The 14,244-nt window shown below is 67.0% G+C and carries 15 protein-coding genes, 1 pseudogene and 1 riboswitch; of the genes and pseudogenes, 7 read left to right on the forward strand and 9 right to left on the reverse strand.

Features of this window, described 5'->3' with window-relative positions:
* Window positions 1-89: 89 nt before the first annotated feature.
* From ACWIE7_RS13400 to ACWIE7_RS13415, 4 genes are all read right to left on the reverse strand, one after another.
* Window positions 90-1,019, reverse strand: a complete 930-nt coding sequence (locus tag ACWIE7_RS13400; RefSeq protein WP_454069472.1) for a type IV toxin-antitoxin system AbiEi family antitoxin domain-containing protein — start codon at window positions 1,017-1,019, stop codon at window positions 90-92.
* A 130-nt stretch (window positions 1,020-1,149) separates the two neighbouring features.
* A complete protein-coding gene (locus tag ACWIE7_RS13405) occupies window positions 1,150-1,650 on the reverse strand; it encodes a hypothetical protein (protein ID WP_454058786.1) in 501 nt (166 codons plus the stop codon).
* Window positions 1,647-2,816 (reverse strand): homoserine O-acetyltransferase MetX, encoded by a 1,170-nt coding sequence (gene metX, locus ACWIE7_RS13410; protein ID WP_454058785.1) that lies wholly within the window; start codon window positions 2,814-2,816, stop codon window positions 1,647-1,649. Before metX ends, ACWIE7_RS13405 begins: the two co-directional genes overlap by 4 nt.
* A 12-nt stretch (window positions 2,817-2,828) precedes the next feature.
* The gene (locus ACWIE7_RS13415; RefSeq protein ID WP_454069473.1) at window positions 2,829-4,163 is read right to left on the reverse strand and encodes an O-acetylhomoserine aminocarboxypropyltransferase/cysteine synthase family protein; all 1,335 of its coding nucleotides are present in this window, start codon (window positions 4,161-4,163) and stop codon (window positions 2,829-2,831) included.
* Between the two features lie 51 nt (window positions 4,164-4,214).
* Window positions 4,215-4,330: riboswitch (SAM riboswitch) on the reverse strand.
* 185 nt (window positions 4,331-4,515) lie between these two features.
* Here ACWIE7_RS13415 and ACWIE7_RS13420 point away from each other — a divergent pair.
* Window positions 4,516-5,427, forward strand: coding sequence for a bile acid:sodium symporter family protein (locus tag ACWIE7_RS13420; protein WP_454069474.1), 912 nt, complete (start codon window positions 4,516-4,518; stop codon window positions 5,425-5,427).
* Window positions 5,428-5,534: 107 nt separating this feature from the next.
* Window positions 5,535-6,677, forward strand: coding sequence for an MFS transporter (locus ACWIE7_RS13425; protein WP_454069492.1), 1,143 nt, complete (start codon window positions 5,535-5,537; stop codon window positions 6,675-6,677).
* Between the two features lie 31 nt (window positions 6,678-6,708).
* On the opposite strand, the gene ACWIE7_RS13430 is transcribed toward ACWIE7_RS13425, so the two are convergent.
* Both ACWIE7_RS13430 and ACWIE7_RS13435 read right to left on the reverse strand, forming a co-directional pair.
* Window positions 6,709-7,035: a type II toxin-antitoxin system PemK/MazF family toxin gene (locus tag ACWIE7_RS13430; RefSeq protein ID WP_452099325.1), complete on the reverse strand. Its 327-nt coding sequence runs from the start codon at window positions 7,033-7,035 to the stop codon at window positions 6,709-6,711.
* Window positions 7,036-7,037: 2 nt separating this feature from the next.
* Window positions 7,038-7,244 carry an antitoxin MazE family protein gene (locus ACWIE7_RS13435; protein WP_452099177.1) on the reverse strand — a complete coding sequence of 69 codons (207 nt, stop codon included), beginning with the start codon at window positions 7,242-7,244 and terminating at the stop codon, window positions 7,038-7,040.
* Between the two features lie 80 nt (window positions 7,245-7,324).
* Here ACWIE7_RS13435 and ACWIE7_RS13440 point away from each other — a divergent pair, with 80 nt between their 5' ends.
* Both ACWIE7_RS13440 and ACWIE7_RS13445 read left to right on the forward strand, forming a co-directional pair.
* Window positions 7,325-8,170: an exodeoxyribonuclease III gene (locus tag ACWIE7_RS13440; protein WP_454069475.1), complete on the forward strand. Its 846-nt coding sequence runs from the start codon at window positions 7,325-7,327 to the stop codon at window positions 8,168-8,170.
* Window positions 8,171-8,206: 36 nt separating this feature from the next.
* On the forward strand, window positions 8,207-8,665 hold the full coding sequence (locus ACWIE7_RS13445; protein ID WP_454069476.1) for a PPOX class F420-dependent oxidoreductase: 459 nt from the start codon (window positions 8,207-8,209) through the stop codon (window positions 8,663-8,665).
* Between the two features lie 24 nt (window positions 8,666-8,689).
* Here ACWIE7_RS13445 and ACWIE7_RS13450 read toward each other — a convergent pair whose 3' ends face one another.
* The 3 genes from ACWIE7_RS13450 to ACWIE7_RS13460 form a co-directional block, all read right to left on the reverse strand.
* Window positions 8,690-9,316 carry a hypothetical protein gene (locus tag ACWIE7_RS13450; protein WP_454069477.1) on the reverse strand — a complete coding sequence of 209 codons (627 nt, stop codon included), beginning with the start codon at window positions 9,314-9,316 and terminating at the stop codon, window positions 8,690-8,692.
* A gap of 844 nt (window positions 9,317-10,160) precedes the next feature.
* Window positions 10,161-11,123 carry a hypothetical protein gene (locus ACWIE7_RS13455; RefSeq protein ID WP_454069478.1) on the reverse strand — a complete coding sequence of 321 codons (963 nt, stop codon included), beginning with the start codon at window positions 11,121-11,123 and terminating at the stop codon, window positions 10,161-10,163.
* 56 nt (window positions 11,124-11,179) lie between these two features.
* Complete coding sequence (locus ACWIE7_RS13460; protein ID WP_454069494.1) at window positions 11,180-11,434, reverse strand: hypothetical protein; 255 nt, start codon at window positions 11,432-11,434, stop codon at window positions 11,180-11,182.
* Window positions 11,435-11,474: 40 nt separating this feature from the next.
* Here ACWIE7_RS13460 and ACWIE7_RS13465 point away from each other — a divergent pair.
* The 3 genes and pseudogenes from ACWIE7_RS13465 to ACWIE7_RS13475 form a co-directional block, all read left to right on the forward strand.
* Window positions 11,475-11,825 (forward strand): annotated as a pseudogene (locus ACWIE7_RS13465) (IS1634 family transposase); the annotation flags it as partial.
* 152 nt (window positions 11,826-11,977) lie between these two features.
* Window positions 11,978-13,342, forward strand: coding sequence for a sensor histidine kinase (locus ACWIE7_RS13470; protein ID WP_454069479.1), 1,365 nt, complete (start codon window positions 11,978-11,980; stop codon window positions 13,340-13,342).
* A 14-nt stretch (window positions 13,343-13,356) separates the two neighbouring features.
* Complete coding sequence (locus ACWIE7_RS13475; RefSeq protein WP_454069493.1) at window positions 13,357-14,037, forward strand: response regulator; 681 nt, start codon at window positions 13,357-13,359, stop codon at window positions 14,035-14,037.
* Window positions 14,038-14,244 lie beyond the last annotated feature (207 nt).

A 14,244-nucleotide genomic window follows, 5' to 3' on the forward strand; every position in this document is an offset into this window, starting at 1 on the left:
CCGCCACCCATCGGATATCGCGCTGCCTGCCAAATCTGGCAGGCAGCGCGATATCGGATGGGTGACGTTCAGCCGGCGGCGCTCAGGGGTCACGCTGCGGCGTGACGAAGCACCCGTTTGATTCGTGTAGCGAGGGCATGGTGCTCCTCGAGATCGCGCCATCGCCAGTGCAGAACCCGGTAGCCGAGGGCCATGAGTTCGGCGTCCCGATCCTTCTCCTTGCCCAGGCGGCGCCGCGTCTCGGCGGGGGTCAGCCCGTCGAAGTACTTGCCGAAGCCGTCACATTCTCCGATCACCCCGTACTCGGACCAGAGGAAGTCCACGCGGGCGATCAGTACCCCGCGGGGGTTGCGGATCTCGACCTGTGTCTCAGGCTCAGGCAGCCCGAAGTCGCGGAAGATCAGTCGACTCAGAGTCTCGGCCACACTCTCGCTTCGTCGGTCGACTAGGCTCATCTTGTGTCGGGCACGCCTGATCCCGCGGCGACCCGCAGCCCCGTCCAGCGCACCATCGAGCGCCTCCCTCGTGACGATCTCGTTGTGCAGCGCAGCGTCGGCGGTCGGCACGGAGGTATCTCTGTTCGTCGACATCGCAATGTCCGTCACCGTCCGCGCAGGGGTGGTGACCCGCAAGCCGTCGACGGTCATCAGATGCCCCGACAGCTCGGGCACGGAGCGGAACGTGGTCAGTGCAGAGCTGCGCGTACGCGGCTCCGGCCCTTCCTCACACACTGTCACCTTTCGAAGCGGGAGCCCCCAGTCCGGGAGTCCGTGGATCAGGGCCGCGGAGGAGTGGGAGAACACCGGCGCGTCGAGGGCGATGTCCGCGGCCAGAACCGCCAGGAGGTGCCGGTCACGTCGTTGGAGTTCACGAGCTCGGCCGTCGACGAAGAACCCGGGTCTGAGCCGGATCAGCTCGCCGGACTCCACCGCGCCCCTCAGGGTGTGAGAAGTCATTCCTCGGCTGAGGAGCTGATCGGTGGTGAGAAGCATTGCGAGGAGATCGTCTGGAAAATTCATACCCTCGATGATCTCGATCGCCAAGCTGAGAATTCCCCTGAAAGAGACCGGCGGGATGCGGCGGGGCGAGTGCGGCGGAAAGATCGCGGCGCGGGGAGAGCGCGGGCAGAACGCGCCGGAGCAGGCCGCGTCAGCGAAGGCGCAGCGGGACGCCCTCGCGGATGTGCTCGCGGACATCGTCCGAGGTGATCAGGTAGCCCATCGCGACCAGCGCGAGCAACGAGAACACGGTGCCGACCACCGAGATGAACGTCAGACTGTCCAGCACCATGCGGGCCGCCGAACTCAACGCCAGCAGAGTCACGGCGGAGCTGATCACCACCAGCGACGCACGGTGGGCACGCCACAGCAGCACCGCGCCGACGATGAGCAGCAGCCCCAGCACCAGCGAGGACACGGCGGAGATGATCATCGGCCCGAATCCGGAGGTGTCGAAGCCGCCGGAGGCGGTGGCGGTCACGCCCAGCACGGTGGCGAACCCGATGGACACCCCGATGATCCCGAATCCCGCCGACAGCCCGGCGAGCACCATCGCGGCGGGCCGGGGTGTGTGGTCCGGGTCGCGGCCGGCTCCGGGGTGGGCGGAGTCGGGGTGGACGTTGTCGTCGTCGTCATACTCCGGCACGGTCACGCCAGTCCTCGGGAACGCTCGATCGTGTCCTGCTCGGACAATTCCATGGTGCGCGCGAGCATCGGACCCACCACGTCGTCCTCGGTGAGGAATCCGTCGTGCCCGGCGGGGCTCTCGATCACCACGAGGGGATCGGCGCCCGGCAGCAGCGCGGCCAGCTCCTCCTGCTGACGCAGCGGGTAGAGCCGGTCGGTGGTCACGCCGCCGATCACACACGGCACCGGGCAGGAGTGCAGTGCCTCCTCGACGCCCCCGCGGTCTAGGCCCACGTCGTGACGGTTGAGCGCGTCGGTCAGCAGCACATAGGTGCAGGCGTCGAAGCGGGAGACGAGCTTGCCGGCCTGGTGGTCGAGGTACGACTGCACGGCGAAGCGACCGGACATTGACAGGTCCTCGGCGCGCGGATTCTCACCGGGCTGGGGCCGGTTGGAAAAGCGTTCGTCGAGCTCCACCTCGCCGCGGTACGACAGGTGGGCGATGCGGCGGGCGATGCCCAGACCGGTCACCGGCGTGCGACCGGTGCCGTGATAGCCACCCTGCTGCCAGTGGGGGTCGGAGGTGACGGCCATGATCTGTGCCGTCTGGATGCCGATCTGATCCGCCGACGCGCGCGCGCCCACGGCCAGGACGCAGGCCGCGCGGACACGCTCGGGATGGGTGATCATCCACTCGAGCGTGCGGGCCCCACCCATCGACCCGCCGATCACCGCAGCCCAACGCTCGATGCCCAGCAGGTCGGCGAGCATCCGCTCGGAGGTGACCATGTCCCGCACGGAGACGGCGGGGAAGCGGGCGCCCCAGTAGTGGCCGTCGGGGTGCAGTGAGCTCGGCCCGGTCGACCCACGGCACCCACCCAGGACGTTGACGGACACCACGCAGTAGCGGTTGGTGTCCAGCGGCAGTCCGGGCCCCACCAGCCCGTTCCACCAGCCCGGGGTGGGGTGCAGTGAGTCGACCGGCCCCACGACGTGCGAGTCGCCGGTCAACGCGTGCTCGACGAGCACCACGTTGGATCGATCCTCATTGACCCGCCCCCACCGCTGCACCGCGAGCGTCACCGCCGGGAGGACGACACCCGTGACCAGCGTGAGGTCGCCGATGGCGACGTGGCCGAGGGTGCCGTCACCCGGAGGTAGCAGCGCGAGCGGATCGGAGGCGGAGACCATGGGCGCGTGAGATCAGGAGATCGCGGCGAACCCGAGCTCGAGGTCGGCGATGATGTCCTCGACGGCCTCGATGCCCACCGACAGGCGGATGCTGGAGATGGACACCCCGGCGTTGGCGTTGGATTCCGGGGTGCCCTGCGAGTGGGTCGTGGTGGCCGGGTGGCTCACCAGCGACCGCACGTCACCGATGTTGACGAGGCAGGAGTGCAGCTTGAGCGCGTCGATGAACGACCAGGCCCGCTTCTTGAGGTCCTCGTCGGACGCGCCCTCGGGGGCGGTCAGCTCGAATGTGACGATCGCGCCGGCGCCCTTGGGGGAGATCTTCTTCTGGATGGCGTTCCAGGGCGAGGACGCCAGGCCGGCGTAGGAGACCGACGCGACGTCGCTGCGGGCCTCGAGCCACTCGGCGATCGTCTGCGCGTTGGACACGTGCCGCTCGACGCGCAGGCTCAGGGTGTCGATGCCCTGCGCGATGGCCCAGGCGTTGAACGGGCTCGGCGCGGCGCCGGTGTCACGCAGCAGTGTGACGCGGGCCTTGAGCGCCAGGGCCGGCGCGCCGAGGTCGGCGTAGACGGCGCCGTGGTAGGCGGGGTCCGGGGTGGTGAAGGACGGGTAGAGGTCCTCGCCGTCGCGCTGCGCGCGCCAGTCGAAGGAGCCGCCGTCGACCAGGACGCCGGCCAGCGAGGAGCCGTGGCCGCCGAGGTACTTGGTGGCGGAGATGACGACGACGTCGGCGCCCAGCTCCAGGGGACGGACCAGGTACGGGGTGGCCGTCGTGTTGTCCACGATGAGCGGCGCCTGGTTGCGGTGAGCGATCTCGGCGATGGCCGGGATGTCGAGCACGTCGTTGAGCGGGTTGGAGATCGTCTCGGCGTAGAACGCGCGCGTGTTGGGCCGGACGGCGGCCTGCCACGACTCGGGATCGTCCGGGTTCTCGACGAACGTGGTCTCGATGCCGTACTTGGGCAGGGTGTGGCGCAGCAGGGCATCGGTACCGCCGTAGAGGCGGGGCGAGGCCACGACGTGTCCGCCGGCCTGGAGGATCGACTGGATCGCCGCGGTCTCGGCGGCCTGTCCCGAGGCGAACATGGTCGCGGCGACGCCGCCCTCGAGGGAAGCGATACGCGCCTCGACCGCGGCGACGGTCGGGTTGGTGATGCGCGTGTAGATGGGGCCCATCTCGGACAGGGCGAACCGGTTGGCGGCCTGCTCGGCGTCCGCGAAGACGTACGAGGTGGTCTGGTAGATCGGCAGGTTGCGGGCGCCGGTGTCGGAGTCGACGGGCTGACCTGCGTGAATTTGGCGCGTCTCGAAGGCCCAGTCTGGATTGCTGTTGTCGTATGTCATAGGGGCCTGGCCCCTCCTCTCGTCAGAGGGTCCGGCCGCTGAAGGACAACGGACCCGCGCTTGCCTGCCACCGTATGTGGTGTGGGCCAGGTCGTCTCCCGGGGCACCCCACCGCGGTGGAGGGTTGCCGTCCAGCGAGCCGGGGCTTGTCGCTGGAACTCATGACCTGGGGTCAGGCTAGCCTAGGCCGTTTACCGCCCGCAACGAGGGGCTACGTGACCGGCTGACTGGTCCCAGCCCGTAGGCCGGAGTTCGGGCACCGCGGCCCCCGGACGTGGGATATCGTCACCGGTCAGTGGTCCAGATCACAGGCGGCCCTTCCGTCGACGGACCGAGGACCGGAGGAGACCCCGTGGACCAGAGTCCCCTGATCGAGATCGGCCTACCCATCGCGCTGGCGATCATCATGGTCGGCATCGGCCTGAGCCTGACCAAGGAGGACTTCGCGGTCCAGGCCAGGGCGCCGTGGGCCACCATCGTCGGCCTGGTCGCCCAGTTGATCCTCGTGCCGCTCGTGGGCGTCGGGGTCACCATGATCTTCGACCTCTCGCCACTGCTCGCGCTCGGCGTGATCCTCGTGGCCGCCTCACCCGGCGGCGCCACATCGAATCTCATCACCTACCTGGCCCGCGGCAGCGTCGCGCTGTCGATCATCCTCACCGCCATCGCGTCGGTCGCGGTGATCCTCACGCTGCCGCTGTGGTTCGACATCGGAGCTCGTGTCATCCCCGGTGCCACCGAATACGACGTGACGGTCCCGCTCGGCCAGACCTTCGGGCTCCTGCTGGGCGTCATCCTCATCCCCGTCGCACTGGGCATGCTCCTGCGAGCCCGCAAGCCGGCGCTGGCTGACCGGATCGAGCGGTTCGTCGGCGTCGTCGGGCTCGTCGTCCTGGTGGCACTCATCGTGGGCATCGTGCTGGGGGAGCGCGACCGCATCGTCGACCTGGTCGCCTCGGTCGGCCCCGCGGTGATCGTCCTCAATGTCGCGGTGATCATCCTGGGTGGCCTGGTCGCCTGGGTCTGCCGCCTGGGCCGCGCCGAGCAGATCGCGATCGCTGTCGAGCTCGGGATCAAGAACACCACGCTCACGATGCTCATCGCGTTCACCGTGATCGGCATCGAGGAGGTCGGTCTCGCCGCGGCGGTCTACAGCATCGTCATGTACATCACCACGTTCGTGTTGGTCTGGGGCGGGCGCCGGCTCATGCGTACGGCGCCCTTACCGGCGTCAGGGACCCCGGCAGCATTCGCCGCCCCCTGAACGGGTTGACCGTCACGGGAGCCACCCGGCACGCGGCGTAACCTGCTGCGGTGCCCCAGCCCGTCGCCGAACACCCCGGTTTCTCGCCCGCCCGCGTCCAGCTCGCGATTCTCGCCCTCGCGCTGGGCGGGTTCGGCATCGGCGTCACCGAGTTCGCCGCGATGGGCCTGCTCCGCTCGATCGCGGACAGCTTCGACATCTCCGAGCCGCAGGCCGGCACCGTCATCTCCGCCTACGCCCTCGGTGTGGTGGTGGGCGCCCCGCTGCTGACGGTGTGGACCTCCCGCTGGCGGAGGCGGACCCTGCTCATGGTCCTGATGGGGCTGTTCACGGCGGGCAACGTGGTCGCCGCGTTCGCGCCCACCCTCGAAACGCTGGTCGCCGCACGCTTCCTCGCCGGCATCCCGCACGGCGCGTACTTCGGCGTCGCCTCACTGGTCGCGGCCTCTCTCGCCGGGGCCGGCAAGCAGGCGCGGGCCGTGGCCCAGGTGCTGCTCGGTCTGTCCGTGGCGAACGTGATCGGCGTGCCCGTGGCCACCTGGCTCGGGGAGGCCGCGGGCTGGGAGTCCGCGTTTCTCGCTGTCGGAGTGATCGGGGCCGCGACCGTGGTGGCCATCCTCGTCGTCGTCCCCGAACCCACGGTGGGCGTCGTGGTCAGGGCGCGCGAGGAGTTGGCGGCGCTCGCCCGCCCGCAGATCCTCGCCACCCTCGCGGTGGGCGCAGTGGGCTTCGGCGGCATGTTCGCCATCTACACCTACATCCAGTGGACGATGGTCGACGTCGCCGGCATCGACCGCGCCTGGATGCCCGCTGTGCTGGCGGTGTACGGGCTCGGCATGGTCGCCGGCAACGTGGTGGGCGGCATCATCGCCGACCGCGATCTCGACCGCGGCCTGGTGGTCATCGCGACCGTCATGACGGCCGTCCTGGCCCTGTTCTCGCTCGCGGCGCACAATCCGGTCACCGCGGTGATCGGGCTCTTCCTCGTGGGCGCCACCGGCTCGGCGCTCGTGCCCGGCCTGCAGACCCGCCTCATGCGCTACGCCGGACGCGGGCAGACGCTGGCGGCCTCCCTCAACCACTCGGCGCTCAACGCCGCGAACGCGCTCGGGGCGTGGATCGGCGGCGTGGTGATCGCGTTCGGCTTCGGCTACACCTCTCCCGCACTCGCGGGGGCGGCGCTGGCGGCGCTCGGGCTGGCGATCCTCGTGGCCGCGGTCCTGGGGGCCCGGCGCTCGGAGGCCGCCTGATCGGTGTGCGGAGTCTCGGTCACGTTCGGCGTCAATCTGCCATCCCGAGGAAGACGATCATGCTGCGTTCCAAGGCGACCAGGTGTTCCGGCTCCAGCGTCCCGACCCGTTCGCGGACCCGATCTCGTGGAGCGGCGGTGAGTTTGTCGACCATCAGCCGTGATGCTGTGGTCAGACCATTGAGCGGCGAAGGCTCGACCGCGGGCCGGAAGAGTGGTGCCTCAGTCGGGTTGGTGGTCAACGGGCACACCACGACCGAGGCCGTGGCGTCGAATCGGTCGTCCTGGACGATGACCACCGGGCGGGGCTTGCCTGCGTAGCCACGCCCTGACGCGGTCCAGATCTCGCCGCGCCGCATCGTCAGTCGTCGTCCCAATCGGTGGACAGCGAGTCAACGAATACCTGATCCTCCGTGTCCTGTGCGCTGCCGGCGATCGCAACAGACTGCTTGTGCGCCTCGATGCTGAAGCCCGGCCACGTCACATCCGGGACCCACATCTGGATGGGCCGCAGTCCTTGCGCCCGCAGGCGTTCGCGGTGGCGGCGAACCCGGTCCTTCGTGCTCATGTCGCCATGTTACATGTAACGGACGGGTGGGCGCGGGTGTTGGCCCGAGGCTGTTATCGGGGGGCGCTACGATGGCGGCCGTGAGCCTTACCGTGTCGACCGTCAACGTCAACGGGATCCGCGCCGCCGTCAAGCAGCGCTCGGAGACCAACCTCGGATTTCTGCCCTGGCTGGAGACCAGCGGGGTGGACATCGTCGCCCTGCAGGAGGTGCGCGCCGACGAGGACCAGACCCGCAAGGCGCTTGCCCCCGCGCTCGAGGCCGGATGGCACCTCATCGGGTCGCCCTCGTCCCTCAAGGGGCGTGCCGGCGTGGCGCTGTTGTCGCGGCAGGAGCCGGCCGAGGTGTGCGTCGGCCACGGGGACCCGGAGTTCGCCGAGTCCGGGCGATATATCGAAGCCGTCTACCCGGGCGCGGTCGACGGCGAGACCGTCACCGTGGCGAGCCTGTACCTGCCGTCGGGGTCGGCGGGCACGCCCAAGCAGGACGAGAAGGACCGCTTCCTGGCGTCATTCCGGGAGCACCTCGCCGAGCGGGCCGCAACCGTGGGGGCCCGCGACGGCCACGAGATGATCATCTGCGGCGACTGGAACATCGCCCACCGCGAGGAGGACCTGAAGAACCACAAGGGCAACCACAAGAGCTCGGGCTTCCTGCCGCACGAGCGCGAGTGGATGACCGGTGTGTTCGCCGAGGGCAGCGGCTGGACCGACATCGTCCGCCATCGCCGGCCCGACGAGGTGGGCCCGTACTCGTGGTGGTCGCAGCGCGGCAAGGCGTTCGACAACGACGCGGGCTGGCGTATCGACTACCACGTGGTGACCGACGGCCTGGTCGACCGCGCGGTGTCCGACCGGGTCGATCGGGCGAGCGCCTACGACATGCGCTGGTCCGACCACGCGCCGGTGACCGTCGTCTACGAGTGACTGCGGCGCACCGTCGACTCTCGTAGCCTCGGGAGCATGACGAAGTACGCCACCGCCGAACGTCCCGATCGCACCGCGCTCGTCGAGTTCCTCACGCCCCGCCACCGGGCCGTACTCATCACCCGGCGGTCGTCTGGTGGCCTGCAGACCTCGCCGGTGACCTGCGGCGTCGACCCCGAGGGCAGACTCGTGGTGGCCACGTATCCGCAGCGGGCCAAGGTGAGCAACATCCGCCGCGACCCGGCCGTGAGTGTGTGCGTCCTGTCAGACGACTGGAACGGCCCCTACGTTCACCTCGACGGCACCGCGGAGATCGTCGACCTTCCCGAGGCGGTCGAACCACTGGTCGAGTACTTCCGCAGCGTCGCCGGTGAACACAGTGACTGGGACGAGTACCGCGAGGCGATGGTCCGCCAGGGCAAGAGCCTCATCCGCGTGACGATCAATGACTGGGGTCCGGTCGCCACGGGTGGTTTTCCGCCTCCGAGACCCTAGCCCTGGCGGACGGCGTGCACCAGACTATCGATCCAGGTCAACGGCGGTCAGAGACTGATCGCTCTGAAAATCAAAACCGAACTCACGGAAGCCGAAGTACTTGGGGACTACGCTCTCCGGGACCTCATACCGCCATGTCATGGGTACTGTTTGACCGGGCTGCGTGTTGGCATTGCAGTCCGGATTGCCGGGAACTCGGTACAGTTCGTCGACAGATGCGAACTGGCGTTCTTCAGGATCGAATAGAGTCGCTTGGACTGCTGCTCCGCACGTCAGGTCCCACGGCATCTTGCCAGTGTTCTCCACCTCGGTCGTGATCGTGATGAACTTCTGACCCGGCGCCGCGTCAGTTGTGAGAATTTCGGCGACATCAGCGCGACGACCCTCTTCGCGGATGCTGGCACTCGGGCCCTCCTCGACGTTCAGGACGGTTAGTGTCACTCCGGTCGCTTCGACGGCGACGTTCTTGCCAGGAAAATCTCGGCCCGGCTCCGCGTTCTCATTCGGCTCCGAACTCGATTCGTTATTTGAAGCACGGGGAGACTCCGAGTTCGTCACTGATGAGTCGCCGTCAGAGGCTCCGATGACAAATCCCGCGATTCCTCCGATGATTAGTCCGAGCACTAGGCCTCCGACGCCGGTCGCCAGCACGGGTCCCTTTCCAGCGCTTCCAACGGACGGGTGACCACCCGGAGTGTTTGCTGCGTGCCCGCGAGCGTCCATGCGCGTGGGAGGTGACTGCTCGTGCGGTTCGGCCATCTTGTGCTCCTAATCCTGACTTACCCTTCAGGTCGATCCTGAAGGGTAAGGAAAAGCTACTCGAGAGGTCGGACATTTGCGGCAGATGGGCAGCGCGCACAACGGTCAGGCCGGACGTGCTCCGAGATTTGAGGAGAGAAGCCGAACCAGTCACGCGGTGATTGGGTACCGATCACTTCGATAAACGCGTCGTATCGCTCCGGCCAAGCCAGATCTACGGCGGCACCTGCCCGACTCGATGAAGGTTCTGGGCTCACCAGTTGGTCGACCTCTGGAAGCAGTGCTCCCGGCGGAACGCGCAGAGCAAGTGCGAGCCTGTAAACAGTGTCCAGCCGAGGATTGGCGGGTGTTCCCCGTTGGCGTGCGTTCGTCTCGATCGCGGAAATGACGTTGCGGCTCACGCCGGACGCGTCTGCGACCACCGCTGCCGCCCGAGATCGCCGAGCTCATCGCTTAACTCGAAGCCTAATGACTTCCGCACTAAATTGAGCCAAGCCGGGGCGATCGTGGCGAGGGGCTTCTGGATGTGCTCCCGGACCAGTTGCGCGGCGGTCCGTCTCACGAGTGCTTGCCAGTACGGACGTTCGTAGAGGCCCTTGTAGTAGGAGCTTAAACCTGGATAGTTCCGATTCCGTATTCACTTTTGAGTATCAGCTTAATTGTATTAATAGCATGCGCTTAGCGGAACCTAATTGCAATAGCGAAATGTAGCGGAATTGGTCGGGGTGTGAAAGACTTAGTCTTTCTTGTCGTTTTTCCTTGACGGGATCAGCGCCGTCGAGCCTGTTTTGCCGGCGCGTTCGATCGCTCCTATTGCTCCAACCTCGAGTGCAAGCTCTGCCGTCGGGTTCATGGCTACTCCCATTTGCGAGTGGATGACTAAAAAAGTCCCGAACAGCAGGAGGTAAAGAATCCACTTCACAGTGTTTTGAGCCTGATCCGGCGTGAGGTTTAGGTAACTGACGAAGTAATTCTGGACGTACTTAACTACGAAGAAAAGTTCATCGTCTGCAGCAAGTTCATTAGAGAGTTTTTCTCCTGCGGCCTCGGGCGGTGCCGTGTCGGCAAACTTCCGGACCTGATCATCTTGTAGTGTCCGCGCCTGGAACAAGAAGGAACGTGCGGCGGGGGAGGACTTCAGGGATTCATTGAAGTTGAGTGCTGCCCTCAGAGAGTTGAACGACTCCCCGAAGTTCGAGAGTGCTCCCGTGTTGGCCAACCGCCACTGCTCGACGATCTTGCCGGCAGTATCGGCCAGGCCAGTTAGCCCCATGAGGGCCTTCGTGTCGACCTGGGTGCCAAGCTGTTCCGCAATGGTCGGTTCGTTGAAGGAGAAGAATGAGGTCGCGTTGTTCTCGGCAAGGTAGTCGGCGATGGTTGGAGTCTTGAAACCGTAGTCAAGACTGGCCTTGAGTTGGGAGGGGAAGTTTGGGCGGGGAAACAGGTCCTGGAGCGCTGCCTGTGCCGTTAGTCGTCCGCCCATCATCTCTTGCAGCTGAGCGTCGGCCATGGTCGTCGTCCCGAGAAGGTCTGCAGTCTGCTTGCTAAGATGGTCCATCGCGTTTAGCTGGGGCGTCGCGAGCTTGGCGATCTCGAATGCGGGTTGGTTGATCTTCGGAATCATACCGGTGATCATCTGCTGCCGGGTTTGCTCCAAGAGCCGGTAGGTTTGGCCGCCCATGTAGTCCCGATAGTCCACGCCGCCCCCTGGTTGTTGTCATATCGATCATACGGGGCGGGTACGACAGGCTTCAGTTACAAGTTTGTCCCGTCAGCTTCGTCCCGATGTACGACGTAGTAGTAGCGAAAGAGTCCGTCGTGTTCGCGGACTGTTTTAATGACGTGGCCTTCGCCGCGCAGATCGTGGATGCGGGCGCCGTAGCGGAACGAGAAGGTGTTCAGCTGCCGGTTCGTCGCCGAGCGCTTCTTCTGCAGCAGCTTGACGGTGCGGGCGTGCGTTGACTGTGGTTGGTGGCGCGGCTTCTTCGCGAGAGAAGATGGTGCTGTCATTGCTCACTCCGTTCGATCCGCACCTGCGCCAGATCCAAGCCTTCGAAGCTCATCTTCGTCCCGAATTGAACTGACCGCCGACCAGGTGATCGACTCTTACCGGCAGCGGTTGAAGATCGAGAAGTCGTCCCGCATGTCCAAGTCGGATCTGAAGGCGCGGCCGATCTAACACCACAAACGTGACTCCATGGAGGCGCACCTGACCGTGGTGATGGTCGCGATGGCAGTGGGGCATCTGCTTGAGTAACGCTCCAGACTGTCACTGAAACGCCTGTTCAGGGTGCTGAAGTGGTACCGCCCCTTCGAGCTGACCATCGCCGGCCAACCCGTCCACGCAGCCTCGCCGCTGCCGCCCGAGATCGCCGAGCTCATCGCCCAACTCGAAGCCTGATGACTTCCGTACGAAATTGAGCCAAGTCGGGAATCGTGCAGCCAGGCCGTTGATCAGGCATTATTATGATCGCGTCGGCCGGTCACCGCCGCGGAAGAGATCATCCCGCAGGATGATTCGGAGGGCGGTCGGGTCGAACTACAGTGGCGGGCATGGGTGCCGCCACGACTCCGCCTGCGCCGCCGAGTGGCCGCGTCGAGCGAGTTCTGGCGTTCCTGGAACGGCACCCCTGGATCACAGACGCGCTCTTCGTGGCGATCCCGTTGAGCCTGCTGACGTTTGCTGCCAGCCGCGACTCCTTCTACGGGCAGAACCCGCTCCTGCCGGGCTGGATCGAGCTGGCGGTGGCGCTCACCATGACCGGTGCGCTGGCGTCGCGCCGCACGTGGTTGGTCCCGGCCGCGATGACGGTCGCGGGAGCGGCTCTGCTCATGGTGGTGCTGCTCATCCCGCCGTCCATCCAGATCGTGGCGGTCCCGATCACCGTCTACACGGTGGCGAAGTTCGGCAGCCCCAAGGTCTCGAGGGCGTTCCTGGGGCTCGGGCTGGCGGGCGCCGTGCTGGTGCTCGTGCCCTATGCGGCCAATGTGTTCTGGATCGGACCAGCGGGTACCGGGCCGTCCTCGGTCCCGACGCTCGGCTTCCAGGAGATCATCGTGGCGACCGTCGTCGCCGGCTTCTGCGCGTCCACGGTGATGGTCGCGTGGATGCTCGGCGAGGTCGGTGCCCGTGGCCACAGGCGTCTCGCCGAGATCGAGGAGCGCAATCGACTACTGATCAGGGAGCGGGCACACGAAGCCGCGGCCGCCGCCACCGACGAGAGACTCCGGATCGCGCGCGACATGCACGACGTGGTGTCCCATTCCCTGTCGGTGATGATCGCCCAGGCCGACGGTGGCAGGTACGTGGCGAGCACCGATCCTCGGGCCGCCGAACGCGCGTTGGGCACCATCGCGAGCACCGGCCGCGAGTCGCTGGTGGAACTGCGCCGGATGCTCGGGGTGCTGCGCAGCCCGGAAGATCCGGTGGACCATCGACCGCAACCCAAGGCCACCGACCTCGCCGAGCTTGTCGCATCGGTGAGGGCCGCGGGATTACCGGTCGAGTACCGGCCGCCTGACTGGCTGGGGGAGTTGCCCGAGGGGCAGTCGCTCGCCGTCTACCGGGTGGTGCAGGAAGCGCTGACAAACACGCTCAAACACGCCGGCCCCGACGCGCGGTCCGAGGTGGTCATCAGCGCCGCCGGCTCCACCCTGCTGGTCGAGGTCGTCGATCACGACCCGCAGGTGCGCGACGGCCAACCCGGCATCGGCACCACCGGAGATGCGAAAGACCATGACAGTGAGCGTCTCGGCTCGGGACTCGACGGGATGAAGGAGCGGGTCGCGCTGTATTCCGGAACGGTGGAAGTCGGTTACGAGGACACGGGATTCGCCGTCCGCGCCCGGTTCCCCCGCCCCGGACGACCCGCCGGCACGCCCAGGGAACGTCTCCCCGCCGGGGAGGGTCGGCGGTGAACCCTATCCGGGTCATGCTGGTGGACGACCAGCATCTGCTGCGCGCCGGCTTCGCGATGCTCATCGGATCGCAACCGGATATAGAGGTCGTCGCCGAGGCCGGAGACGGCGCCCGTGCGGTCGATCTCCTCCGCGAGCGGCCGGTCGACGTGATCCTCATGGACGTGCGCATGCCGGTCAAGGACGGCATCGCCGCCACGGAGGAGATCCTGGCGATGGTCGACGCCGGACAGGTCCCGGCGGTCCGGATCGTCGTCCTCACCACCTTCGACACCGACGAGTACGCGTTTGCCGCGCTCAAAGCCGGCGCCGCCGGTTTCCTCCTCAAGGACGTCCCGCCCGAGACGCTGCTGGCCTCGATCCGTCAGGTGCACGAGGGCGGCTCCGTGGTCGCGCCGACCACCACCCGACGCCTGCTCGAGCATGTCGGTCCGATGCTGGTCACCTCCGACGCACCCGAATCGCCGCGCGACCGGGCACGACGGGCAGGGCTGACCGACCGCGAGACGGACATCCTCCTGGCCATGGTCACCGGCGACTCCAACGGTGAGATCGCCGGGCGGATGTATCTCTCCGAGGCGACGGTCAAGACCCACGTCAGGCGGGTCCTCGCCAAGTTGGACGCCCGGGACCGCGTGCAGGCGGTGGTCTGGGCCTACGAGCACGGGGTGGCGGGCCCGGGCGCAGTCCGCTGACGTAGAGCCGCTCCGACACGTCGGCGCGGCCCGTCGCCGCTGGGCCGCCCCGTCCGCGTGGGGCGGCCCGTCAACGGCGGATCGCCTCATCCCAGAGGGGCGCGGCGTCATCCCACAGGATGAGTCCCGGGCGCGAAGGAGAGCCTCGAGGAGGATGTCTGCGCAGGTCACGGCTCCATACGGTGGTCATCGACAACACGACCACCA

Source organism: Dietzia sp. NPDC055343 (assembly GCF_053645265.1).